Genomic DNA, 21522 nt, shown 5'->3' on the forward strand with positions numbered 1-21522 from the left:
ACCGCCATTACTGACAAACCAGCGGGCCGATCAGCGGCACCTGCTGCTGTTGCATGTCGATGTCGAACTGCGCCCGGCAGGTCTTGCCGTCGGCCAGTTCCACGTGCAGGGTGTTTTGGGCCGCAAGGTTTTCCAGGTAGACCAGCCCATCCCAGCCGACCACCGTGCGCGCCCCGCTCTGCTCATGAGTGACATTGCTGCCCAGGGGCAGCTCGCGCTGCTGGGCGTCCACCAGCACCACGCTGGCGGCGACGATCCGGGTCAGCGGAAACTCCAGCAGGTAGCCACTGCCACGGCGCACCGCGACCCGCTGCTCGACATTCGGGCTCTGCACGTTGGCCGGCAGGTTCAGCGGGTCGATCTCGTACTTGCCGCGGTAATAGGCGCTGCTCCAGGGCACCAGCAGATGGCCGTTCTTGTCGGTCTGGCCCACCAGCTGGTTTTCATAGCGCACCGGGATGTCCTTGTAGCCATCGGTGCTGATCACCACGAAGGCATCGTCGATGCGGTTCGCGGCGAACACCTGATGGTCCATCCACACCAGCGAGCCGCTGGCATCCGCCCAGCGGGTCTCGGCGTCGCTGGTGCCATAGACCCCGGCCTGCAGGCGCACCGACTGCAGGCGCCAGGTCACGTCGGCCTGGCGGTAGTCGGCGCCACTGCCGGTGGCGTAGCCGAGGTTGTAGCCAACCCCGCCCTCGATCGGCACCGAGCGGCTGAAGTTGACCCGCTGGCGGCTTTCCCCGGTCTTGCTGCGTTCGTTGCTCAGGCTCAGGCTGCCGTGCAGGTCGAAGGGGATCACCAGTTGCGCCTGCATGGCCCAGTGGCTGTCGCCGATCTCGCGGTTGGCCGACAGGTAGAAGCTGCTGCTGTGCCACAGCGGCTTGCTCCAGGTCAGGTTCAACAATCGGGTGCGGGTCGAGTCGGCGGCGCGCACGTCGAAATAGCCGGCGCCCAGGCTGCCGAAGCGCTCCAGGTTGAGGCTCAGGGTCAATTGCTCACTGCGCTGGCTGAGGCTGGTGTAGGGGCTGTCGACCACTGTCAGGTCGGCGTACTGGTCGCGCCGCTGCATCCGCTGGTAGGCAACGCTGTAGCGCTGGCTGCTGTACTGGTAGCCAAAACTCAGCTGCTGGCCGCCGTCACCGTCGAAACGGCTCTGGCTGACGGCGGTGTTGATGACCCCGAACTGCCCCAGCCGCAGGTTGCCGCCAAACCCGCCCAGGGTCAGGGAATCCGAGGCTTCGGCGTGGCCTTCCAGGGTCAGGCTGTCACTCAGGCCGTAGCGCAGGCTGCCGGACGTCACCCCGGGGCCATAGCCGAAGTCCCGTAGCGTGTAGTCCCGGCGCAGGGTGCCCGCGGCCACCGAGAAGTCCGTCAGGCCCTTCTGCAGCAAGGTGCTGGTGACGTAGAACGGCACCGTGGTGGAGACCTGCCGGCCCAGGGCGTCGGTGGTGACCACCACCGCTTCGCCGGCACCGTTGATAAACGGAATGTTGGTCAGGGTATAGGGGCCGGGCTGCAAGTCGGTGCTGCTGGATTTGTAGCCGTTGATGAACAGGTCCACCGAAGACGGTACCGCCGCCTCCCCGGCGAACTGCGGCAAGGGGTAAGTCACCAGGTCTGGACGTACCGAGAAATCCCGGGACAGTTGCACCCCGCCCAGGCGCACCGAATTGCTCCAGGGCAAGGCGCCACTGATCAAGTCGCCGGCTTCGTAGGTCAGCAGGCGCTCGTCGTCGGAAAAACGCCAGGTGGTGTCGTAGCGCCGGTATCCGTTGTTCAGGGAACTGCTCTGCACCCCGGACAGGGTCCGGCGGTATTGACCGGTGTTGGACAGCGTGCCCCAGGAGTCGAACAGTCGCACTTCATTCCAGGCGGCCAGGTAGGTGCCGCCGTCATCGGTGTCGTTGAGGTACAGGTCGTAGTTGAGCAGCCCGCCAAAGCTGCTCAGGGCCGGGGTTCGCGGGTAGGCCTGGCGGCTGCCGATCAGTTGCTCCGGCAACCAGTCCGGCGGCACGTCCAGCAACAGGCGCTGGCCCTGGCTGTCGTATTCGCTGTGCAGGCCCTTGAGGCTGTCCAGGTCGACCTCGGCGCCCAGGCCCTCGGGCAGCTTGATCCCGGTTTCACGCAGGGTCTGCGCCGGCACGAACAGCCGGCCGGAACGCTGCTCCACCGCCACCACCTTCCCTGTGTTCATCTGATTGATCACCAGTTCCAGAAACAGCTGTGCATCGGCCATCGACTCCAGGCTGCTGGGCGGCGGCGGCAGTTCGCCCGCCGGCACCTCGGCGGCCAGCACCAGGCTACACAGGCCGGTCACCAGCCCTTGCCACCTGCGAAAACGCCGAGCCGGGTCCTGGCTCATTGCGGGCTCAAGTCCATCTATGGACATCTCCATCCCAGGGCGGATGCGCCACCGCGCTCACATCCGTCCGTACCTCTCCCCACCGGCCGTCCAACTGGCCGCCGCGTTGCGCCTGAGGCTCAGTGCGTAGGCGCCAGGTCCTGTACCTGCGGTGCTCCATTGACCCGCAGTTGCAGGGTCGACTCGGCCGCCAGGGTTTCCGGCACCGGCCAGCGCATCACCGCCCCGGGCAACACATAGCCCAGCAGCCCAGGCGCCACGGGCCGGGCCTGCCCGCCCTGCTTGAAGGCCACATCGGTCAGGCGGGCGTGCACCGCACCCTGGTTGCGCAGCTCGAAAAACGTCTTGCCGTCCACTGCCACCTTGCGCCAGCTCAGGTCCGGCACGCCGGCGCCCTTGGGATCGCGTGGACGGGAGGCGTCTTCCTTGCTCCACAGCCCGGCGCCATAGGCGAACAAAGGCACCGAGTAGCGCATCTGGAAGCGGATCGCCGCCGCGCTCTTGGCATCCCCTTCCGGGGTGACGGGCTTGGCCGAGGGAATCTCGTCGATGATGATCCGGTACGCCAGCTCCTGCCCCGGTGGCACCTCGCGGGTGCGGGTCAGGCGCACCAGTTGCTTCTGCCCCGGCTCGATCTTCGCCACCGGCGGGCTGCCGATGACATCGCGCTGGTTCTGGTACTGGTCGGCAAAGCCGCTCTGGCTCCAGGCGAACACCCGGATCTGCAGGTTGGCCGTTTCGCTGCCGCGGTTCTCCAGCCACAACGCGCTGGCCTGCTGATCGGCCTCCAGTACCGGGTCGATCGGCCAGATCAGCACCGAACTGGCGGCCTGGACCCTGGGTACAGCCGCCAACAGCCCCGCCAGGATCAGATAACCGGTCCCCCGCATGCCCTGCAAAGGTAAATGCATACTGCTACTCCTTGTCCGCCTGCCGGCTGGTTATGAATGCGCCCCATCACCACGACAGCTGCACCTGCAGCACATCGCTGTACGTCCCCCCAGGCTGATTGCCCGGCAACTGCACCTGCCCGTAGATCGGCAGGCTGATGTTATTGGCATCGCTGTAGGCCACGGCCACGCTCTGGCCTATCCCCAGGCTCTGGCTGTAGCCCGCATCGCGAAACAACTGATAGGCCACCCGCGCACTGCCGCTATTGAGCTGCATGTGCCGGCCGCTGCTGTTGTACTGGCCTCCGTCCACCGTCATGTTCAGGGTCACCCCCGGCGTGCACTGCAACTGCACGCCCCCGGTGAGCGCCACTCTGACCGTGCTGGTGGACAGCGCCGACTGGCTGCCGAAGGCCAGGCTGCCGTAGTTGCTGACGCCCCCCACCACCAGGCACCCGGCGGTGATGGTGGCGCTGACCTGGAAGCTCTGGCTGGTGGCCGCAGCGATCCACCCCGGCCAGGTACTCGCGCAGGCCAGGAGCAGCAGCGCACAAGCGTGGCTGGCCATGGCATCAGAAGGTCAGCTGCACGGACACCGTATCGGTGTAGGTGCCGGCCGGCAGCCCCGCCTTGCCCACCGCCTGGCCATAGAGGTTCACGGTCTGCGCCACCCCGGTGCTCGGCGCCAGGTTGATCACGCCGTTGATCGCCACAATCTGCGAATGCCCGGAGTCGGTGTACAGGTCATAGGGCACATAGTTGGCCACCCCGTCGAACAGCGCCCGGGTGCCACCGGTGGACTTGCCGTCGTTGGCGCCGCCCTGAATGGTCAGCGAGGGCGTGGTGCCACTGGAGCAGAGGATCGACAGCGCACCGCCACCGCCGCCCAGCACCTGGCCGGTGGCGGTGGTGAACAGGCTGTTGGTGGTGCCGAAGTTCAGGGCACCGAAGTTCAGGCCGGTGCTGCCACCGACGCCGTTGACCTGGCAACTGCTGGTGAGGATCAGGGTCGAGCTGATCTGCCCGGTGACGGTAGTCGCGGCATTGGCCGTGGTGGCCATGACCAGCCCCAGCAAAGGCCAGCCGATTCTGGATACAAGCGCGTGCATGGTGTGCGTCCTCTCATGGTTTACCAATCCAGCGTGATGGTCAGGGTGTCGGTGTAGACCCCTGCCGGAACCGCGCGGGTATTCGCGACCACAGAGCCGAACACCGGAATGGGAATCCGTCTGCCGCTGCTCACTGCGAAATTGCGCTGCTGGCCGATGCTGTAGCTGTCGCTACCGGAAGCATCGACGAACAATCGATAGGGAATGGTCTGGCGGCCATTGCTCAAGCGCCGGGTGGTGCCGTCGCCGTTGAGGCCGCCATTGATGGTCACGGTAAAGCCGGTGACCGAGGAATTGCAGGCCACCTGCAGCGGGCCGTCGGTGCCGTCGGTGAGGCTGGCCTTGATCGGGTTGACCCAGGTCGGTCCCTGCTGGCCGAAGTTGAGCATGCCCGGGTCGCCGATCGGGCTGGCGGACGGGTCGCCGCCGCTGCTGACCTGGCAGGCAGCGGTTATCACCAGGCGCGCCTGGATCTGCCCGCTGATCGCCGCCTGAGCGTCGTCAGCCAGCAGACACAGCGACCCCAGGGCGACAATCGTCCAGGTCCTGCCTTTCATCACAGCCATCCCAGTTCCATCAGGACTCCCACATGGGCCGTTCACCATGAACGGCCATCCCTGCTCTGCCCCGTTACCGGTGGCAGCATTCGTGCCCCCGGCCCTACCAGGTCAGGGTCACCTTCAACACATCGGAATAGCCCCCGGCCCGGGGAATCTCGGCCAGAGGTTCGATACGCCCGTACAAGGGCAGGTCCACCGTGCCGGAGTCCGGCACCCGGCCGCTGACCGGTACATTCACCGGCAGCGGAATCCGCCGGGCCGGGTCCTGGTAAAGGCGGTAGGGAATGGGTTTGCCAGCCTGAGTGTTGCTGGCCAGGTAGCGGACTTCACCGACGCCGCCGTGCAGGCCGCCATCAATGCGCATCTGATAAGGGGTATCGGGGTTGCATTCCAGGCGCGGCTGGCGGCTGCCGGGCAAGGCCGCCGACAGGGGCCCGGCCGGGTCGTCCAGGCGCGCGGTACTGCCGAAATCCAGGGTTCCGAGCTGCTCGATCCCCGCCTCGCGCTGTTGGCCGACCAATTGACAGCCACGCAGCACATCGACCCGGACCTGCACCTGCACCTGCAAGTCTGCGGCCCCTGCGGTCGCGCTAAGCAACGCGCTCATGACTGCCACACCCTTATATCCATTCAAGGCCTCAATCCTTATGAGGAGCATTCGCTGAAGTCAGGTTAGCAACCCGCGGGGAAACCGCCAGTTAGCGTATTAATCGCCCGGGGCGCGGTTACTGCACTGGAACGGCCGCTGCCATGCCTTTTCGAGATGACTGGCCGGGGCATTTTCTATTGGTTAAATTGGCGCGCCGCTCTTAAGGTGAGCGGCCTGGAACCATCGGGGTAATCAACATTGGCCGCTTTACCGCCAAAACCTGTACAGACTCGATCTCCCTGGCGTCGCCTGTTCGCCAGGGCCGCCCGCCGCCCGAGCGCCGCCGGCACGCTGATCCACGACTACTTTCGCCACAAGGCCCTGGAGCTGGGCTACACCCTGAGCCACGGCCAGTTGCAGGTGATCGAGCGCATGGAGCAACTGGCCGACGCCCTGGAGCAGGCCACGCCGCAGGCGCCGAGCCTGTACCTGTACGGCGCCGTGGGCCGGGGCAAGAGCTGGCTGCTGGACGGCTTCTTCCGCGCCCTGCCGATCGCTGAAAAACAGCGCCTGCACTTCCACGATTTCTTCGCCCAACTGCACCAGGGCATGTTTCGCCACCGGCAACAGGAAGATGCCCTGGAAACCACCCTGGACGAGCTGCTCCGTCAGTGCCGGGTCCTGTGTTTCGATGAGTTCCATGTCCACGACATCGGCGATGCGATGCTCATCACCCGGCTGTTCAAGGCCTTGTTCAAGCGCGGCATCGTGCTGCTGGTGACCTCCAACTACGCCCCCGAGGGCCTGCTGCCCAACCCGCTGTACCATGCTCGCTTCAAACCGGTGATCGAGCTGATCAACGCGCGCATGCAGGTCATGGAAGTCGGTGGTGCCGAGGATTACCGGGCCCACGCGCCAACCCACGAACAACAGGTCTTTACCCGGGGGCAATATGTCTGGCCCGGTACCGCGGCCCAGCGCCAGGCGCTCAAGCTGCCCGAACGCCATGCCCCGGCCGCACAGCTGCAAGTGGGCAGCCGCCAGCTGACCACCCGCCAGCGCCAGCAGCGCAGCATCCGCTTCGAGTTCAACGACCTGTGCGAGCAGCCCACGGCGGTCATGGACTACCTGGAACTGAGCCGCCAGTTCGACACCTGGATCATCGACGAACTGCCAGAACTGGGCGAATGCTCGATCGCCGCCCAGCAGCGTTTCATCAACCTGATCGACGTGCTCTACGACCAGGACAAGCGCCTGCTGCTGATCGGCCAGCGCCCGCTGGCCGACAGCCTGGGCGGCCACGCCATCGACCTGGCCCGCACCCGCAGCCGCCTCGGGCAGTTGCAGGAAATCGGCCCCGAGCACCCGCTTGAGCGAGTAGCCACATGAGTTCGATCAGCTTTTGCGAGCTGGTGTGCCTGCACCTGCAAGATTCAACCCTCCAGCACTCCCGGCTATTTGGCCTGGAGAGTTTCTCGGCCGCCGAACTGGCGGCCAAAGGCTATGAGCGGATCGGCGCGCCCCAGGACTTTCACCAGTACGAAAAAACCTGCACGACGCGCTACCACCAGCGAACCCTGGAGGTGCTGTTCAAGTGCTACTTCCTTGACCGGCAACTGGTCGGCAGTGGCTTCAGCCTGGCCCCCGGGGCCCGCCTGACGTCCGTGCTCAAGTACCGGAAACGCCTTGCCACCGAGCAAAACCTGCCCGCTTCGCCCTTGGCTTTCCATTTCTCGGACGACAAGCAGGAAGGCGCGGTGATTCTGGATGACCGGCACGTCATGCGTTTCAACCAATGGCGCCACCAGGGCGCCTACCTGCTTGCAACCCTGGAGAGCGACTTCGACCTGGAAAACCCGCTGGGCAGAGCGGCCACCGGGTCGGTAAAAAACACCCTGGAGCACCACAGCCTGGAGTCGATGCTGGCTGAAGCCGGGAACCCCAGGCACCCCGCAGCATTTCGTCGCTTGGCTGGAGCACTGCAAGATGCACGCATTTGACCGCAAGGAGATTTACCGACTGGCAGAGGCGCTCTTGCGCGCCATTGAAAATGCCCAGCCGGCGGCATTGGCGGCCGTTGGCGTGAGCCCGGCCATTTATGCAGAAATCCTCGAAGAGTTGCACCGCTCGGGAGAACAGCCCGGGGACCTGGCCCTGGCGCCCTATGATCGGGCCTTCCAGCCGGACCGCAGCGGCCGGGTCGCCCTGGACCTTTACCCGCTGGACAGCGAGCCAGGCACCATGAGACTGGCCTGCCAACTGTGGTGCAAAGGCCGCAAGACCGACCTCACCCTGATTGCCGACCACGTCCAGGGAGCGGGCGCGCTGACCTTCAGGCTGCTGGAAACCCAATAGCACTCATCCCATGGCCGCTCAGGCAGCAAAACCGGCCGTTCTGCTTTATCCTGCCCGCCCTTCTCCTTCTTTCGAGTGTTGACGCTGTTCATGGATACCCTTGCCCAACTGCGGGCCGGCCAATTGGCCGGCATCAAGCGCCTGGACCTGTCCTGCGGGCTGACCGAGTTCCCCCGGGAGATCTTCGACCTCGCCGAGTCCCTGGAAATCCTCAACCTCAGCGGCAACGCCCTGTGCAGCCTGCCCGAGGACCTGCACCGGCTCACTCGCCTGCGCATCCTGTTCTGCTCGGACAACCAGTTCAGTGAAGTGCCGGCCTGCCTCGGCCAGTGTGCGCAACTGAGCATGATCGGTTTCAAGGCCAACCGCATTGAACATGTACCGGCCGCCGCCCTGCCGCCGCAGTTGCGCTGGCTGATCCTCACCGACAACTGCATCAGCGAACTGCCGGAGGAACTGGGCAATCGTCCGCTGCTGCAAAAACTCATGCTCGCCGGCAACCGCCTGAGCCGCCTGCCCGAGAGCCTGAGCCAGTGCCACCGCCTGGAACTGCTGCGGATCGCCGCCAACCGCCTGACCGAGCTGCCGCCGTTCCTCCTGGCCCTGCCGCGCCTGACCTGGCTGGCCTACGCCGGCAACCCGCTGGAATCGGAAGCCGATGCCACGGCCCTGGAATCCACGCCGAGCATCCCCTGGAGCGAACTGACCCTGGAGCAACGCCTGGGGGAAGGCGCCTCGGGGGTGATTCACCAGGCGCAATGGCAGCCCGCCGGGCAACCGGCACGAGCGGTGGCGGTCAAGCTGTACAAGGGCGAGATGACCAGCGACGGCTCGCCGCTGCATGAAATGAACGCCTGCATCAGCGCCGGGCTGCACCCGAACCTGATCCGCGTCGAGGGCCGGATCCTCGACCATCCCCAGGGGCAGAGCGGCCTGGTGATGCAGTTGATCGACAAAAGTTTTGCCAACCTCGCGGCGTTGCCGAGCCTGGATTCCTGCTCCCGGGACATCTACCCGGACCAGGCCGGCTTCAACGCGGGCGTAACCTTGGGCATCGCCCGAGGCATTGCCTCGGTGGGCGCCCACCTGCACGCCCAGGGCATTACCCATGGCGACCTCTATGGCCACAACACCTTGTGGAACGCCCAGGGCGACTGCCTGCTGGGGGATTTTGGCGCGGCGTCCTTCCATGCCCAGGACGACACCGAGCAAAGCCGGGCGCTGCAACGCCTGGAAGTGCGGGCCTTCGGTATCTTGCTGGAGGAGTTGCTGGAGCGCGGGGATGGCTCGCTGAGCCTGGAACAGCGGCAGAAACTGGCGGCGCTGGTGCAACGCTGCTGCCAGCCCGAAGTGCTGGCGCGACCGGGTTTTGCTCAGGTCTGCGAGGAATTGGCGGGGCTTTGAAAAAAGCCTCAAAGGCCAGCCGGCTCCTACACCCTCCGGTAGGAGCCGGCTGGCCGGCGAATCGCGGTCTTAGCCCGCCAGGCCGACGAACATGTCCTGCACGTCGTCATGGTTGTCCAGGCCTTCGAGGAACGCCTCGACTTCAGCCATCTGCTCATCGCTCAGGCCGCTGACCGGGTTCTTCGGCTGGTAGCCGAGCTTGGCCGACAGCACGGTGAAACCTTGTTCTGGCAATGCCTTCTGCACCGCATCCAGGTCCGCAGGTTCGGTCAGGAACAGAGTCGCGCCCTCTTCGCCCGGCTCGAAATCCTGGGCACCGGCCTCGATGGCCGCCAGTTCCGGATCGGCGTCCGGGCTGTCCGGCGAGGCTTCGATCATGCCCACGTGGTTGAAGTCCCAGGACACCGAGCCCGAGGCACCCAGTTGGCCCTTGCGGAAGGCCACGCGGATTTCCGCCACGGTGCGGTTGATGTTGTCGGTCACGCACTCAACGATCAACGGCACCTGGTGCGGGGCGAAACCTTCGTAGGTCACGCGGTGGTACTGCACGGTCTCGCCCAGTTGGCCCGAGCCTTTCTTGATCGCGCGTTCCAGGGTCTCGCGGGGCATCGAGGCCTTTTTCGCTTGCTCGACCACCAGCCGCAGGTGGGCGTTGGTGGCGGTGTCAGCGCCGTTACGTGCGGCGATAGTGATCTCTTTCACCAGCTTGCCGAAGATCTTGCCCTTGGCATTGGCTGCTGCTTCTTTGTGTTTAACCTTCCACTGTGCGCCCATTACTCACTCTCTTGATCGATGGCGTCGAGTTGGATTTGGCCGACGCGATGGGCAAGTTTATACGTCCTCAAGGCCCTGATCGACCAAAAACTCAGTGGCCGCCAGGCTTCAGCCCTTGTCGGCCTTGCCGGCCGCCGCCGCGAAGCGCGCCAGGCGCACATCCAGACGACGCGGTCGGCGCTCCTGATCTTCGGCCCGCTCCTTGCGGCGGATGGCATTGCGCACCATCAGCGAGCCCAGGTAGCGGATCGGTTCCGGGGGGAAATAACCCAGGGGGCCGTTGACCAGCGGCGAGCGGGTCCAGGGGTTGTCCAGCCCCTGGACCAGGGACGCGAGGATCTGCCCGCCCATGTGGCAGGGGCCGACGCCGCTGCCGGAATAGCCGAACCCGTAGAACACATTGCCCGCGCGGCTCATCTGGCCGAAGAACGGCAGGCCGGTGACCGAGCGATCCGAGGGGCCATTCCAGGTGGCCGCCACCGGCACCTCGGCAAAGGCCGGGAAGAACTGCCCCAGGCTGCGCTGGAGCAGCCCGGCGTAGGGCGACGGCTGGTCGAACACCGGCAGCATCCGCCCGCCGTAGGCGAAGGTATTGCCGCCCTTGCCGAGCATGATCCGGCCGTCCGGGGTGTTGTGGTAGTAGTGCACGAAAATCCGTGAGTCGAGCACCGTCACCCCGCTGGTCAGGCCGATCTGCTGCAACAGTTGCGGGCGCGGCTCGGTGATCAGCATGTCGCTGGAGACAATCGCCACGCTGCGCTCGAACTGCGGGAAGGCTCGGGCCATCCAGGCATTCATCGCCAGTACCACCCGCTCGGCGCGGATCTGCCCGGTTGCGGTACGCAGCAGCGCCGGACGGCCCTCCTCCAGGCCGGTCATGGCGCTGTTCTCGTGGATTCTCACCCCCAGTTGCAAGGCCACTCTGCGCAACCCGCGCACCAGCAACCCGGGCTGTACGCTGGCGGCGGCCGGGGAGTACCAGCCCTCCAGGTGCTGGCTGGAACCGGCCATGCGCTGCACCTCGGCCAATGGCCGTTTCTCGAAGGAGTTGATGCCCCGTCGCTCCAGCGCGGCAATCACGCCATCGGTGGAGCCGACCTGGGCCGGGTTGGTGGCCGTGTACAAAGTACCGTCGAGGCGGTACTGGGCATCCACCCCGTAACGCTCGCAGAAGGCGCCGATGGCATAGATGCTCTGCTCGGATTCCTTGACCAGGCGCACCGCCTCCTCGACCCCGAACAGCCGCTCCAGGGTGAAGTACTTGGCCGACCAGGACAGCGCACAGCCGCCGTTGCGCCCACTGGCACCGGCGCCGCAGATATCCGCCTCGATCAGCAGTACGTCGAGCCCGGGGTTCTGCTCCTTGAGCATGATGGCGGTCCACAGCCCGGTGTAGCCGCCGCCGACAATCGCCACCTGGCAGGTGGTGTCGCCCGACAAGGGCGGGCACGCCGCTGAGGGTTGCTGTTGCAGGGCCTGTTCCAGCCAGAAAGGTCGCATGGTGAATCTCCAGGTAAAAAACGGCGAGTGGGTCCTCTGGCAAGCCAGCGCCTACAAGACTTCGCAGGAGCCGGCTTGCCGGCGAAGAGGCCCGAAAGTCAGGTACGCAGCGGTTTGATCAACAAAGGTCCATTGGGCACCAGGGCGCACACCGGCTCGAGCCCAGTGGGCCGGCTGTTCCAGTACGGCACCAGCACCAGGGCCGAGACCAGGGCGCAGGCGGCAAACACGATGAACACCGTGACCGTGTCGAAATAACCCGGCAGCAGGCCACCCAGCACCGCGCCCACCGAGCCGCAGCCATTGACGAAACCGGCCGCGGTGGCCCCGGCCTTGGCCGAGCCGAAGTCGATGGCTGCTGCGCCGCAGATCATCGAGTCCGGCCCGTACAGGGTCAGGCCCATGAAAAACAGCAGGGCCATCACCAGCACTACGCTGCCGGTATGCAGAACGCCCATGAACAGCGCCAGGGACACCGTCAGCGCCAGCAGACTGATGACACAGGCCGGCATGCGCCGGGCGCCGAACAGCTTGTCCGAGGCCAGGCCGATCATCACCGGCCCCAGCAGCCCGGCCAGTTCAAAGCTGGTGGGCACGATCGCCGCCCCCACCTTGCCCACCGACGGCATCTGTTCGTAGACGATCACCGGCCCCCACAGCAGGATCGCGTAGCGCGCCGGCTTGAGCAGGAAGTACGACAGCCCGAGGATCAGCACCGTGCGGTTGCGCAGGATCTCGCGCAGCGGTTCCCAGACGCTCATGCGCCGTTCGGCGGCGTCTTCTTCGGCGCTCTGCGGGGGCAACGGCTCCACGGCCGGCAGGCCCACGTCCTCCGGGGTATTGCGCTGGAAGATGAAGAACAGCACCGCGGTCAGGCCCACCACCACCGCACTGGAAATGAACGCTGCGTGCCAGGTGCCGATCAGCGTATAGGCCCACCAGCCGGCAAAGGGCGAGGCCACCAGGCCGCCGAAGGCATAGCAGGAGCTCCACAGCCCCAGCACCCTGCCGCGCTGCACGGCGGGAAAGAAACTGCCGATGTTCTTGCACAGCCCCGACCAGCCGGTGGATTGCGCCAGCCCCTGGATCAGCATGCAGGTGGCAAACACCGGCAAGGTGGCGAAGCTGCCCATCACCAGGGCCGCAGCGGCGGAAATCAGCAGGCCGCCGAGCACCACCACCCGCGGGCCGAAGCGGTCGGCGAAGATCCCCCAGGTGAACTGCCCCACGGCGTAGGCCGCCAGATAGATGGCGTCGAGGTTGGCCATGGCCATCTTGTCGAGGGTGAAGTCGGGATCGTCGGCAATCCCCAGTTTGGCGACGGAAAAGGCTTTGCGGGTGAAGTAGAACGCCGCGTAGGCGATCCAGGTGATGGCGAAAATCTGCACGCGCCAACGTTTGATGGTGCCGATCTGCTTGTTCATTGTGGTTCTGACCTCAGGGTGAGTGTGCCGGCAGGATGCGAAGCAAACGCCTGTGTTTTTTATTCTTGAGCACTGCAGCAAGGCCCTCGCGGCGGGCGCTGCTGGTCAGATGAGTCCTGTTGCCGGCCCGTTTCGGGACCGAAGCTGCACGCACAGGCATCAGGGCCCGGTGCCGGTCGACCGACCGGTCACGGGGCTTGCAGGGATGGAAGCAATTACTGACTAATAAATGAAATCGATTTATCGTATTTCAAATATAAGCTCAGCTTGTAAGAGGATTGGCCCATGTCGGTTTCCCACGCCCAATTGAAAGCCTTCCACGCCGTGGCGGTGCACGGCAGCTTCACCCGGGCCGCCGAACGCCTGTACCTGACGCAGCCGGCGATTTCCGACCAGGTGCGCAAGCTCGAAGAGCGCTTCGGGGTGCTGCTGTTTCATCGCAACAAGCGCTCGGTGCGCCTGACCGACCTGGGCGAGCGCCTGCTGGCCATCACCCAGCGCCTGTTCGTGGTGGAGGCCGAAGCCAAGGAGCTGCTGCAAGAGTCCCGGGCCTTGCAGACCGGCAGCCTGGTACTGGCGGTGGATGCTCCGGTACATGTGCTGCCGCAGATCGCCCGGTTCTGCGAGCTGTACCCCGGGATCAATGTGAAGATCGAAACCGGCAACACCGATGAGTCGCTGCTGCGCCTGTTCAATTACCAGGCCGACCTGGCTCTGCTGGGGCGGGCGGTGGACGACGAGCGCCTGCTGTCTCTGACCCTGCGCAACGACCCGATGGTGGCGTTCGTCTCCCGCCACCACCCTTGGGCCGGCCGCCAGTCCATCTGCCTCGCCGACCTGGACGACACGCCCCTGGTACTGCGGGAGGTCGGCTCGGTGACCCGCCAGACCCTGGAAGAGGAAATGAACCGCGCCGGCCTGCGCATCCGCCCGACCATCCAGGTGGAAGGCCGCGAAGCCGCGCGTGAAGCGGTGGTGGTGGGCATTGGCGTGGGCGTGGTCTCGGCGGCGGAGTTCGGCGCCGACGCCCGGGTCTGCGCCCTGCCGATCGTCGACTGCCAGCGGCGCCTGACCGAAACCCTGGTGTGCCTGCGCGAACAGAGTTCACGACGGATCGTCGCCACCTTCCTCGACCTGGTACGCGAAAGCCTGGCCTCCCCCACCGCCCCGTAGGAGCCGGCTTGCCGGCGAAAGCGATCCCCCAGGCACCACCACCGTAGGAGCCGGCTTTCCGGCGAAAGCAATCTCCCAGACACCGCCACCGTAGGAGCCGGCTTGCCGGCGAAGGCGATCTCCCAGACACCGCCACCGTAGGAGCCGGCTTGCCGGCGAAAGCAATCTCCCAGACACCGCCACCGTAGGAGCCGGCTTGCCGGCGAAGGCGATCCCCCAGGCGCCGCTACCGTAGGAGCCAGCTTGCCGGCGAAAGCGATCCCCCAGGCACCGCCGCCGCAGGAGCCGGCTTTCCGGCGAAGGCGATCTTTCGGGCCTCTTCGCTGGCAAGCCAGCTCCTACAAGAGTGAAGGCGGGCTCAGGCTGGAGCCAGGGCGAAAAACGCCTGGATCAGGCGCAGATCACGACGCCGTTCCACGCAGCCGATCATGTGCCGGTTGACCAGCCCCGCACCGCGGATCGGCACCGTGCGCACCCGCGGGTCGTGGCCCACCTCCACCGAACTGACAATGCCAACCCCCAGGTGCGCCGCCACCGCCTCGGTCACCGCTTCGCGGCTGTCCAGCTCCAGCAGCACCCGGGGCTGGACCCTGGCCAGCACGCAGGCCTCGTCGAAGGTGCGGCGGGTAATCGAGCTCGGCTCGCGCAGCACCATGATCACCTGGTCCAGTTGCTCGATGGCAATGCCCTCGGCCAGTTCCAACCAGGGATGCCCCTGAGGCACCAGCGCGCACATCCGCGACTCCCCCAGGCTTTGCAGGTGCAGGCCCTTGCGCGGCTCGACCTCGGTCAGCACTGCCACGTCGGCATGCTCGGACAACAGCGCCGCCAGGGTTTCCTGGGCGTTGCCCAGGCGCAGGTTGACCGTGACCCCCGGGTAGCGCGCCCGCAGGCTGGCAAGCATCGGCATGACCAGGTGCGGGCCGTCCGCCGCCACCTCCAGGCGCCCGGTCAATAGCTGCCGATTGGCCTCGAGCATTGCCTGGGCCTCTTCCGCCAGGCCGAACATGGCTCGGGTGATCGCCGCCAGCTTGATGCCTTCCTCGGTCAGCTCCACCCGGCGCGCGGTGCGGCGCAACAGGGTGATCTGGTAATGCTCCTCCAGGGCCTTGATGTGCCCGGTCACCGCCGGCTGGCTGATGAACAGCCGCCCGGCGGCCCGGGTAAAGCTGCCTTCCCGGGCCACGGCGTCAAATGCGCGGAGTTGAAACAGGTTCATAGCTATCGGCCTCACTGATGACTGGCATAACAACAAACAATTTGATTGATGACAAGGCAAACTGCAATTTAGTCCCCGTAGCGTCATCCCCACCTTTTCGAGGACACAGCATGAGCATCGCCGAGCCAATCCTGCTTACCCCCGGCCCCCTGACCACGTCTGCCCGCACCCGCCAGGCGATGCTGGTCGACTGGGGTTCGTGGGATGACCGCTTCAACCAACTGACCGCCAGCCTGTGCCAACAGCTGCTGGCCATTGTCGACGGCGCCGACACTCACCACTGCGTGCCCCTGCAAGGCAGCGGCACCTTCGCCGTGGAAGCGGCGATCGGCACCCTGGTGCCCCGCGACGGCAAGGTTCTGGTTCTGATCAACGGTGCCTATGGCAAACGCCTGGCGAAGATCTGCGAAGTGCTCGGCCGCGACTTCAGCACCTTTGAAACCGCCGAGGACCAGCCCACTACCGCCGCCGATGTCGAAGGCCTGCTCAAAGCCGACAACGCCATTACCCATGTGGCACTGATCCACTGCGAAACCAGCACCGGCATCCTCAACCCGCTGCCGGAGATCGCTCAGGTCGTCGCCCGTCATGGCAAACGCCTGATCATCGATGCCATGAGCTCCTTCGGCGCCCTGCCCATCGATGCCCGGGAAATCCCCTTCGATGCGTTGATCGCCGCCTCCGGCAAATGCCTGGAAGGCGTGCCGGGCATGGGCTTCGTCTTCGCCCGCAAGGACGCCCTGGCCCAGGCGGCGGGCAACGCCCACTCCCTGGCCATGGACCTCTACGACCAGCACGCCTACATGGCCAAGACCGGCCAGTGGCGCTTCACCCCACCGACCCACGTGGTCGCCGCGCTGCATGAAGCCCTGCTGCAATACACCGAGGAAGGTGGCCTGCCGGCGCGCCATGCACGCTACGCCGACAACTGCCAGACACTGCTCGATGGCATGGGCGCACTGGGCCTGCGCAGTTTTCTGCCGCCAGCGATCCAGGCGCCGATCATCGTCACCTTCCACGCCCCGCAAGATCCGCGCTACCAGTTCAAGGATTTCTACGAGCGGGTCAAGGCCAAGGGTTTCATCCTCTACCCGGGCAAGCTGACCCAGGTCGAAACCTTTCGCGTAGGCTGCATCGGCCATGTCGACCGCCGCGGCATGCAGGCTGCCGTCACCGCCATTGCCCAGGTGCTGCAAGAGATGGAAGTCCTCGATATCTGACTCCCCACCGAGCCTGGAGGAGCGAGCTTGCTCGCGAATCAGGCGACGCGATCCCGAACCTTTTTTTGCGAGCAAGCTCGCTCCTACACAGGCATCGAAACCATGAACTACAGCAACCCTTCTCAGCTGCAAGCGGCGATCCTCGACTGGGCCGGCACCGTGGTCGACTTCGGCTCCTTCGCCCCGACCCAGATCTTTGTCGAAGCCTTCGCCGAGTTCGATGTGCAGGTGTCCATCGAAGAAGCTCGCGGCCCCATGGGCATGGGCAAGTGGGACCACATCCGCACCCTGTGCAACCTGCCGGAGGTGGCCGAGCGCTACCGCAAGGTCTTCGGCCGCACCCCGACTGACGCCGACGTGACCGCCATCTACGAACGCTTCATGCCGTTGCAGATCGAGAAGATCGCCGAGCACTCGGCACTGATCCCCGGCGCCCTGGAGGTGATCACCAAACTGCGCGAACAGGGGATCAAGATCGGCTCGTGCTCCGGCTATCCCAAGCAGGTGATGGACAAGGTGGTAGCCCTGGCTGCCTCCAACGGTTACATCGCCGATCACGTGGTGGCCACCGACGAAGTGCCCAACGGCCGCCCATGGCCGGCCCAGGCCCTGGCCAACGTGATCGCCCTGGGCATTGACGACGTGGCCGCCTGCGTGAAGATCGACGACACCGTGCCGGGCATTCTCGAAGGCCGCCGCGCCGGCATGTGGACCGTGGCGCTGACCTGCTCGGGCAACGCCCTGGGCCTGACCTACGAAGGCTACCGGGCCCTGGCCAGCGACACCCTGGCCAGCGAGCGCAAGCGCATCCACAAGCTGTTCGAGGCGTCGCGCCCGCACTACCTGATCGACACCATCGCCGACCTGCCCCAGGTGATTGCCGACATCAACCAGCGCCTGGCCCGGGGGGAAATGCCCCAGGGCAACTGATTCAGGCCCAGGGCAACAACAAAAACGGCGGTGCCTTCGGGGCCGCCGTTTTTTTATACCCACCCACCGCCCCAGCGCTGCGCAGGGATGCAATAAAAGCCGCCACAGCCCCAGGCAGACCGGCATAAAGCGGATTACAGTTAAAGCACTCCGTCGCTCAAGAACGGAGGCTTCAGACCTGATGACCGAGGATGTCCGGTATGCCCTGGAAAAACACTGAGTCTCGCTACAGCACCATGACGATCGCCCTGCACTGGTTGATGCTGGTGCTACTGGCCGTGGTTTATGCCTGTATCGAATTTCGCGGCATCTTTCCCAAAGGCAGCGGTGGGCGCACGCTGATTGTCGAAGCCCACTTCATGCTCGGCCTGACAGTGTTTGCGCTGGTCTGGCTGCGTCTGTTCGCTCGTGCCCAGGGCGTAGCGCCGAAGATCCTGCCCACCCCGCCCCACTGGCAACGGCTGCTGTCGACCCTGATGCACTGGGCGCTGTATCTGTTCATGATCGCCATGCCGATCCTCGGCTGGCTGACCACCAGCGCCAAAGGACATCAGGTGATGTTCTACGGGCTCGATCTGCCACTGCTGCTGGCGGAGGACAAGGCTCTGGCCAAGCAGCTGCAGAGCTGGCACGAACTGTTGGGCACTGTCGGCTACTGGCTTATTGGCCTGCATGCCCTGGCCGGGGTCTATCACCACTACGTGATGCGCGACAACACCCTGCAGCGGATGTGGCGCAGGCGCGGTCAAGCCTGAGCCAATAACCCACGGCGGCCCTGCAGGCCGCCGGTATGGACGAAGATCCAGCGGCTGCCCCGGGCAATCCGTCCGGCCAGGACCTGCTCATGCAGGGCCAGCAGCGCCTTGCCGGTGTACAGCGGCTCCAACGGCACCGCGCACTGTTGCTCGCTGCTGCGGATAAACGCCAGGAGCGGCTCGTCGACCTTGGCAAAACCGCCACGGCTGGCATCCAGCAACTGGTAACCCTGCGCCGGCCGGCCGGCGGCCCTGAGAATACTCTCAACCTGCTGGGCCACCCCATGATCGTCCGGCACCGCCAGCGCGCCATGCACCGGGTGCGCGCCATCTTCCGCCAGCACCAGCCCGGCCAGCGTCGTGCCGGTGCCGGCGGCCAGCCACCAGCCGTGATAGTCATCCCAGCCAAGGGCCGACAACTGCTGTTGCACCTGATCACGCAATGGCAGGCAGCCCAGGGCACCGGGCAAACCGCCGCCGCCCTCGGGCACCGGATGCAAGTGCGGGTACTGCGCCTGCCAGGGCCCCCAGAATCCGGCCTCGTGGCGAGCTCGATAGCCGCCGTAACCCAGCCAGTGCAATTGCATGCCGAAGCGTTGCAGGTCGAGCACGGTCGGCGTGTCCTGGGGATGGCCGCGCAACAACCCGACCGTGGGAAAGGCGAAGCGCTGGCCAGCGGCGGCCAGGGCATGCAGGTGATTGGAATGCGCCCCGCCAAGGCTGATGATGCCCTGGGCACCGGCCTGCTGCGCCGCCGCCAGGTGTTGCACCAGCTTGAACCACTTGTTGCCGGAAATCAGTGGATCGATCAGGTCCAGGCGCAGCAGTGCCACCTCGACGCCGGCCTGGCACAGCCAGTCCAGCTCCAGCCGGTGCAGCGGTGCATGAGGGAGCCAAGCAAAGGAATCAGGAAAGGACATCGACACACTACTAGGGGCAAAGGAGTGCCAGTGTAACCACAGCGGCAAGGGGCCAGCCAGGAGCGGCAAGCAGCGATCGCGGCACTGGGAACGGCAAGGCTGGAGGCCCAGGAAAGGGCAGAGCCCAGGCAGTGAAGCGAACGCCCGAAACCTGTTCGGGACCGTTCCACCTGGCTCCTGCCATGTCCGGAATGGTGCGCAGACGCTCATTCGACAGGCGCCTGAACGGCGCCTTTGCAGCCGTTTCCCGCCCTGTTCAGAGGATCGTGAACAGGGCGAATCAGCGCCCGATTACAACTCGGCCGCCAGGCGCGAGCCCTGGTTGATGGCCCGCTTGGCGTCCAGCTCGGCCGCCACATCGGCGCCGCCGATCAGGTGCACGTTCTGTCCTGCGGCCACCAGCCCATCCTGCAGTTCGCGCAGCGGGTCCTGCCCGGCGCAAATGACGATGTTGTCCACTGCCAGCACCTGGGGTTCGCCAGCCTCACCAATGCGAATGTGCAAACCGGCATCGTCGATCTTCAGGTATTCGACACTGTTGAGCATCTGCACCTGCTTGTTCTTCAACCCGGTGCGGTGGATCCACCCAGTGGTCTTGCCCAGGCCGTCGCCGACCTTGGTCTTCTTGCGTTGCAGCAGGAACACCTGGCGCGCCGGCGCATGGGGTTCGGCCTTGATCCCGGCCACACCGCCGCGGGCTTCAAGCTGGGTGTCGATGCCCCACTCCTTCCAGAACGCTTCACGATCCTGGCTGGTGGCCACGCCCTGGTGTACCAGGAACTCGGATACGTCGAAGCCGATACCGCCGGCGCCGATCACCGCCACGCTCTTGCCCACCGGTTTGCGCTGCAGCAGCACGTCCAGGTAGCTCAGGACCTTGGGATTCTCCACCCCGGGAATCGCCGGCACGCGTGGCGCGATGCCGGTGGCCAGGATGATTTCATCAAAACCGCCGGCCACCAGTTGCTCCACGTCCACCCGGGTGTCGAGGCACAGTTCGACGTGGCTGGTCTGCAGCTTGCGCTTGAAATAGCGCAGGGTCTCGAAGAACTCCTCCTTACCCGGCACCCGCTTGGCAACATTGAACTGGCCGCCGATTTCACTGGCGGAATCGAACAGGGTCACCTGGTGCCCGCGCTCGGCGGCCACGGTGGCGGCAGACAGCCCGGCCGGGCCGGCGCCGACCACGGCGATCTTCTTGATCTGCTTGACCGGCAGGTAGTTCAGCTCGGTTTCGTGGCAGGCACGGGGGTTGACCAGGCAACTGGTCAGCTTGCCGCCGAAGGTGTGGTCCAGGCACGCCTGGTTGCAGCCGATGCAGGTGTTGATCTCGTCCGCACGCCCTTCGGCGGCCTTGTTGACGAAGTCCGGGTCGGCCAGGAAGGGCCGGGCCATGGAGACCATGTCGGCATCGCCTTCAGCGAGGATCTGCTCGGCGACTTCCGGGGTGTTGATGCGGTTGGTGGTGATCAGCGGAATGCTCACCGAGCCCCGCAGCTTGGCCGTGACCTTGCTGAACGCGGCACGCGGCACCTTGGTGGCAATGGTCGGGATCCGCGCTTCGTGCCAGCCGATCCCGGTGTTGATCAGGGTCGCACCGGCCTGCTCGATGGCCTGGGCCAACTGCACGATCTCTTCCCAGGTGCTGCCGCCTTCCACCAGGTCGAGCATCGACAGGCGGAAGATGATGATGAAGTTCGGACCCACGGCCTCACGCACCCGGCGGACAATCTCCACTGGCAGGCGCATGCGGTTTTCATAGCTGCCGCCCCAACGGTCGGTACGGTGGTTGGTGTGGGCGGCCAGGAACTGGTTAATGAAATAACCTTCCGAGCCCATGATCTCGACACCGTCGTACTCGGCCTTCTGCGCCAGGGTCGAGCAGGTGACGAAATCACGGATCTGCTTCTCGATGCCTTCCTCGTCCAGCTCCTTGGGCTTGAACGGGTTGATCGGCGCCTGGATCGCGCTCGGAGCGACCTGCTTGGGGCTATAGGCGTAGCGCCCGGCATGAAGGATCTGCATGCAGATCTTGCCGCCGGCCTCGTGCACCGCGCGGGTCACGATCTGGTGCTTGAGGGCCTCTTCCTCGGTGGTCAGCTTGGCCGCGCCGGAGTAGACCCCGCCCTCGTCGTTAGGACCAATGCCGCCGGTGACCATCAGGCCCACGCCGCCCCGCGCGCGCTCGGCAAAGTACGCCGCCATGCGTTCGAAGCCGCCGGGCTTCTCTTCCAGGCCGGTGTGCATCGAGCCCATCAGGGTGCGGTTGCGCAAGGTGGTGAACCCCAGGTCGAGGGGGGCCAGCAGGTGCGGGTAAGGTGCGGCAGCCATGGTG

20 protein-coding genes are annotated in these 21522 nt (G+C 65.5%); 8 read left to right on the forward strand and 12 right to left on the reverse strand.

Features of this window, described 5'->3' with window-relative positions; all coding sequences use genetic code 11:
• Nucleotides 1-7: 7 nt before the first annotated feature.
• The 6 genes from ACZ5BO_RS23255 to ACZ5BO_RS23280 form a co-directional block, all read right to left on the reverse strand.
• The gene (locus tag ACZ5BO_RS23255; RefSeq protein WP_464696602.1) at nt 8-2365 is read right to left on the reverse strand and encodes a fimbria/pilus outer membrane usher protein; all 2358 of its coding nucleotides are present in this window, start codon (nt 2363-2365) and stop codon (nt 8-10) included.
• Nucleotides 2366-2484: 119 nt separating this feature from the next.
• A complete protein-coding gene (locus tag ACZ5BO_RS23260; protein ID WP_464696603.1) occupies nt 2485-3276 on the reverse strand; it encodes a fimbrial biogenesis chaperone in 792 nt (263 codons plus the stop codon).
• Nucleotides 3277-3322: 46 nt separating this feature from the next.
• Nucleotides 3323-3823 (reverse strand): Csu type fimbrial protein, encoded by a 501-nt coding sequence (locus ACZ5BO_RS23265; RefSeq protein ID WP_025126537.1) that lies wholly within the window; start codon nt 3821-3823, stop codon nt 3323-3325.
• A 4-nt stretch (nt 3824-3827) separates the two neighbouring features.
• A complete protein-coding gene (locus tag ACZ5BO_RS23270; RefSeq protein WP_025126536.1) occupies nt 3828-4364 on the reverse strand; it encodes a Csu type fimbrial protein in 537 nt (178 codons plus the stop codon).
• A 20-nt stretch (nt 4365-4384) separates the two neighbouring features.
• Nucleotides 4385-4921: a Csu type fimbrial protein gene (locus tag ACZ5BO_RS23275; protein WP_464701355.1), complete on the reverse strand. Its 537-nt coding sequence runs from the start codon at nt 4919-4921 to the stop codon at nt 4385-4387.
• A 103-nt stretch (nt 4922-5024) separates the two neighbouring features.
• Nucleotides 5025-5531 (reverse strand): Csu type fimbrial protein, encoded by a 507-nt coding sequence (locus ACZ5BO_RS23280; protein ID WP_464696604.1) that lies wholly within the window; start codon nt 5529-5531, stop codon nt 5025-5027.
• 240 nt (nt 5532-5771) lie between these two features.
• Here ACZ5BO_RS23280 and zapE point away from each other — a divergent pair, with 240 nt between their 5' ends.
• The 4 genes from zapE (at nt 5772) to ACZ5BO_RS23300 (ending at nt 9272) form a co-directional block, all read left to right on the forward strand.
• A complete protein-coding gene (zapE, locus tag ACZ5BO_RS23285; RefSeq protein ID WP_464696606.1) occupies nt 5772-6902 on the forward strand; it encodes a cell division protein ZapE in 1131 nt (376 codons plus the stop codon).
• On the forward strand, nt 6899-7513 hold the full coding sequence (locus ACZ5BO_RS23290; RefSeq protein ID WP_464696607.1) for a hypothetical protein: 615 nt from the start codon (nt 6899-6901) through the stop codon (nt 7511-7513). The genes zapE and ACZ5BO_RS23290 overlap by 4 nt, the downstream gene beginning before the upstream one ends.
• The gene (locus ACZ5BO_RS23295; RefSeq protein WP_464696608.1) at nt 7500-7868 is read left to right on the forward strand and encodes a hypothetical protein; all 369 of its coding nucleotides are present in this window, start codon (nt 7500-7502) and stop codon (nt 7866-7868) included. Before ACZ5BO_RS23290 ends, ACZ5BO_RS23295 begins: the two co-directional genes overlap by 14 nt.
• Before the next feature lie 90 nt (nt 7869-7958).
• Nucleotides 7959-9272, forward strand: coding sequence for a leucine-rich repeat-containing protein kinase family protein (locus ACZ5BO_RS23300; protein WP_464696609.1), 1314 nt, complete (start codon nt 7959-7961; stop codon nt 9270-9272).
• 69 nt (nt 9273-9341) lie between these two features.
• On the opposite strand, the gene ACZ5BO_RS23305 is transcribed toward ACZ5BO_RS23300, so the two are convergent.
• From ACZ5BO_RS23305 to ACZ5BO_RS23315, 3 genes are all read right to left on the reverse strand, one after another.
• Nucleotides 9342-10046 (reverse strand): YebC/PmpR family DNA-binding transcriptional regulator, encoded by a 705-nt coding sequence (locus tag ACZ5BO_RS23305; RefSeq protein ID WP_011062247.1) that lies wholly within the window; start codon nt 10044-10046, stop codon nt 9342-9344.
• Nucleotides 10047-10154: 108 nt separating this feature from the next.
• Nucleotides 10155-11546, reverse strand: coding sequence for an FAD-dependent oxidoreductase (locus tag ACZ5BO_RS23310; protein WP_464696611.1), 1392 nt, complete (start codon nt 11544-11546; stop codon nt 10155-10157).
• A 98-nt stretch (nt 11547-11644) separates the two neighbouring features.
• Nucleotides 11645-12970, reverse strand: a complete 1326-nt coding sequence (locus tag ACZ5BO_RS23315) for an MFS transporter (RefSeq protein WP_464696612.1) — start codon at nt 12968-12970, stop codon at nt 11645-11647.
• A 285-nt stretch (nt 12971-13255) separates the two neighbouring features.
• On the opposite strand from ACZ5BO_RS23315, the gene ACZ5BO_RS23320 reads away from it, so the two are divergent.
• Entirely contained in the window at nt 13256-14143 is an 888-nt protein-coding gene (locus tag ACZ5BO_RS23320) for a LysR substrate-binding domain-containing protein (RefSeq protein WP_025126527.1), read from the forward strand.
• A 358-nt stretch (nt 14144-14501) separates the two neighbouring features.
• On the opposite strand, the gene ACZ5BO_RS23325 is transcribed toward ACZ5BO_RS23320, so the two are convergent.
• Complete coding sequence (locus tag ACZ5BO_RS23325) at nt 14502-15362, reverse strand: LysR substrate-binding domain-containing protein (protein WP_025126526.1); 861 nt, start codon at nt 15360-15362, stop codon at nt 14502-14504.
• A 110-nt stretch (nt 15363-15472) separates the two neighbouring features.
• Here ACZ5BO_RS23325 and ACZ5BO_RS23330 point away from each other — a divergent pair, with 110 nt between their 5' ends.
• The 3 genes from ACZ5BO_RS23330 to ACZ5BO_RS23340 all read left to right on the forward strand — a co-directional run bounded on the left by ACZ5BO_RS23330 (nt 15473) and on the right by ACZ5BO_RS23340 (nt 18267).
• Nucleotides 15473-16582 carry a 2-aminoethylphosphonate--pyruvate transaminase gene (locus tag ACZ5BO_RS23330; RefSeq protein WP_464696614.1) on the forward strand — a complete coding sequence of 370 codons (1110 nt, stop codon included), beginning with the start codon at nt 15473-15475 and terminating at the stop codon, nt 16580-16582.
• Between the two features lie 102 nt (nt 16583-16684).
• Nucleotides 16685-17512: a phosphonoacetaldehyde hydrolase gene (phnX, locus tag ACZ5BO_RS23335; RefSeq protein ID WP_464696616.1), complete on the forward strand. Its 828-nt coding sequence runs from the start codon at nt 16685-16687 to the stop codon at nt 17510-17512.
• Between the two features lie 200 nt (nt 17513-17712).
• Nucleotides 17713-18267, forward strand: a complete 555-nt coding sequence (locus tag ACZ5BO_RS23340) for a cytochrome b (protein ID WP_464696617.1) — start codon at nt 17713-17715, stop codon at nt 18265-18267.
• Here the strand turns inward: ACZ5BO_RS23340 and ACZ5BO_RS23345 are convergent.
• Nucleotides 18258-19187 carry a 1-aminocyclopropane-1-carboxylate deaminase/D-cysteine desulfhydrase gene (locus ACZ5BO_RS23345; RefSeq protein ID WP_464696619.1) on the reverse strand — a complete coding sequence of 310 codons (930 nt, stop codon included), beginning with the start codon at nt 19185-19187 and terminating at the stop codon, nt 18258-18260. The genes ACZ5BO_RS23340 and ACZ5BO_RS23345 overlap by 10 nt on opposite strands.
• Nucleotides 19188-19478: 291 nt before the next feature.
• A complete protein-coding gene (locus ACZ5BO_RS23350) occupies nt 19479-21518 on the reverse strand; it encodes an NADPH-dependent 2,4-dienoyl-CoA reductase (RefSeq protein ID WP_025126521.1) in 2040 nt (679 codons plus the stop codon).
• Nucleotides 21519-21522: the final 4 nt, after the last annotated feature.

It is taken from the genome of Pseudomonas sp. FFPRI_1, from assembly GCF_055384485.1.

Excerpts from the sequence above, each read along its gene's own strand:
- ACZ5BO_RS23290 (WP_464696607.1), top strand. The coding sequence starts at position 6,899 with ATGAGTTCGATCAGCTTTTGCGAGCTGGTGTGCCTGCACCTGCAAGAT.
- ACZ5BO_RS23310 (WP_464696611.1), bottom strand. The coding sequence starts at position 11,546 with ATGCGACCTTTCTGGCTGGAACAGGCCCTGCAACAGCAACCCTCAGCG.
- ACZ5BO_RS23330 (WP_464696614.1), top strand. The coding sequence starts at position 15,473 with ATGAGCATCGCCGAGCCAATCCTGCTTACCCCCGGCCCCCTGACCACG.
- ACZ5BO_RS23260 (WP_464696603.1), bottom strand. The coding sequence starts at position 3,276 with ATGCATTTACCTTTGCAGGGCATGCGGGGGACCGGTTATCTGATCCTG.
- ACZ5BO_RS23350 (WP_025126521.1), bottom strand. The coding sequence starts at position 21,518 with ATGGCTGCCGCACCTTACCCGCACCTGCTGGCCCCCCTCGACCTGGGG.
- ACZ5BO_RS23345 (WP_464696619.1), bottom strand. The coding sequence starts at position 19,187 with ATGTCCTTTCCTGATTCCTTTGCTTGGCTCCCTCATGCACCGCTGCAC.
- ACZ5BO_RS23255 (WP_464696602.1), bottom strand. The coding sequence starts at position 2,365 with ATGAGCCAGGACCCGGCTCGGCGTTTTCGCAGGTGGCAAGGGCTGGTG.
- ACZ5BO_RS23340 (WP_464696617.1), top strand. The coding sequence starts at position 17,713 with ATGCCCTGGAAAAACACTGAGTCTCGCTACAGCACCATGACGATCGCC.
- ACZ5BO_RS23305 (WP_011062247.1), bottom strand. The coding sequence starts at position 10,046 with ATGGGCGCACAGTGGAAGGTTAAACACAAAGAAGCAGCAGCCAATGCC.
- ACZ5BO_RS23270 (WP_025126536.1), bottom strand. The coding sequence starts at position 4,364 with ATGCACGCGCTTGTATCCAGAATCGGCTGGCCTTTGCTGGGGCTGGTC.
- ACZ5BO_RS23265 (WP_025126537.1), bottom strand. The coding sequence starts at position 3,823 with ATGGCCAGCCACGCTTGTGCGCTGCTGCTCCTGGCCTGCGCGAGTACC.
- ACZ5BO_RS23300 (WP_464696609.1), top strand. The coding sequence starts at position 7,959 with ATGGATACCCTTGCCCAACTGCGGGCCGGCCAATTGGCCGGCATCAAG.
- ACZ5BO_RS23325 (WP_025126526.1), bottom strand. The coding sequence starts at position 15,362 with ATGAACCTGTTTCAACTCCGCGCATTTGACGCCGTGGCCCGGGAAGGC.
- ACZ5BO_RS23295 (WP_464696608.1), top strand. The coding sequence starts at position 7,500 with ATGCACGCATTTGACCGCAAGGAGATTTACCGACTGGCAGAGGCGCTC.
- ACZ5BO_RS23320 (WP_025126527.1), top strand. The coding sequence starts at position 13,256 with ATGTCGGTTTCCCACGCCCAATTGAAAGCCTTCCACGCCGTGGCGGTG.
- ACZ5BO_RS23315 (WP_464696612.1), bottom strand. The coding sequence starts at position 12,970 with ATGAACAAGCAGATCGGCACCATCAAACGTTGGCGCGTGCAGATTTTC.
- ACZ5BO_RS23275 (WP_464701355.1), bottom strand. The coding sequence starts at position 4,921 with ATGAAAGGCAGGACCTGGACGATTGTCGCCCTGGGGTCGCTGTGTCTG.
- phnX (WP_464696616.1), top strand. The coding sequence starts at position 16,685 with ATGAACTACAGCAACCCTTCTCAGCTGCAAGCGGCGATCCTCGACTGG.
- ACZ5BO_RS23280 (WP_464696604.1), bottom strand. The coding sequence starts at position 5,531 with ATGAGCGCGTTGCTTAGCGCGACCGCAGGGGCCGCAGACTTGCAGGTG.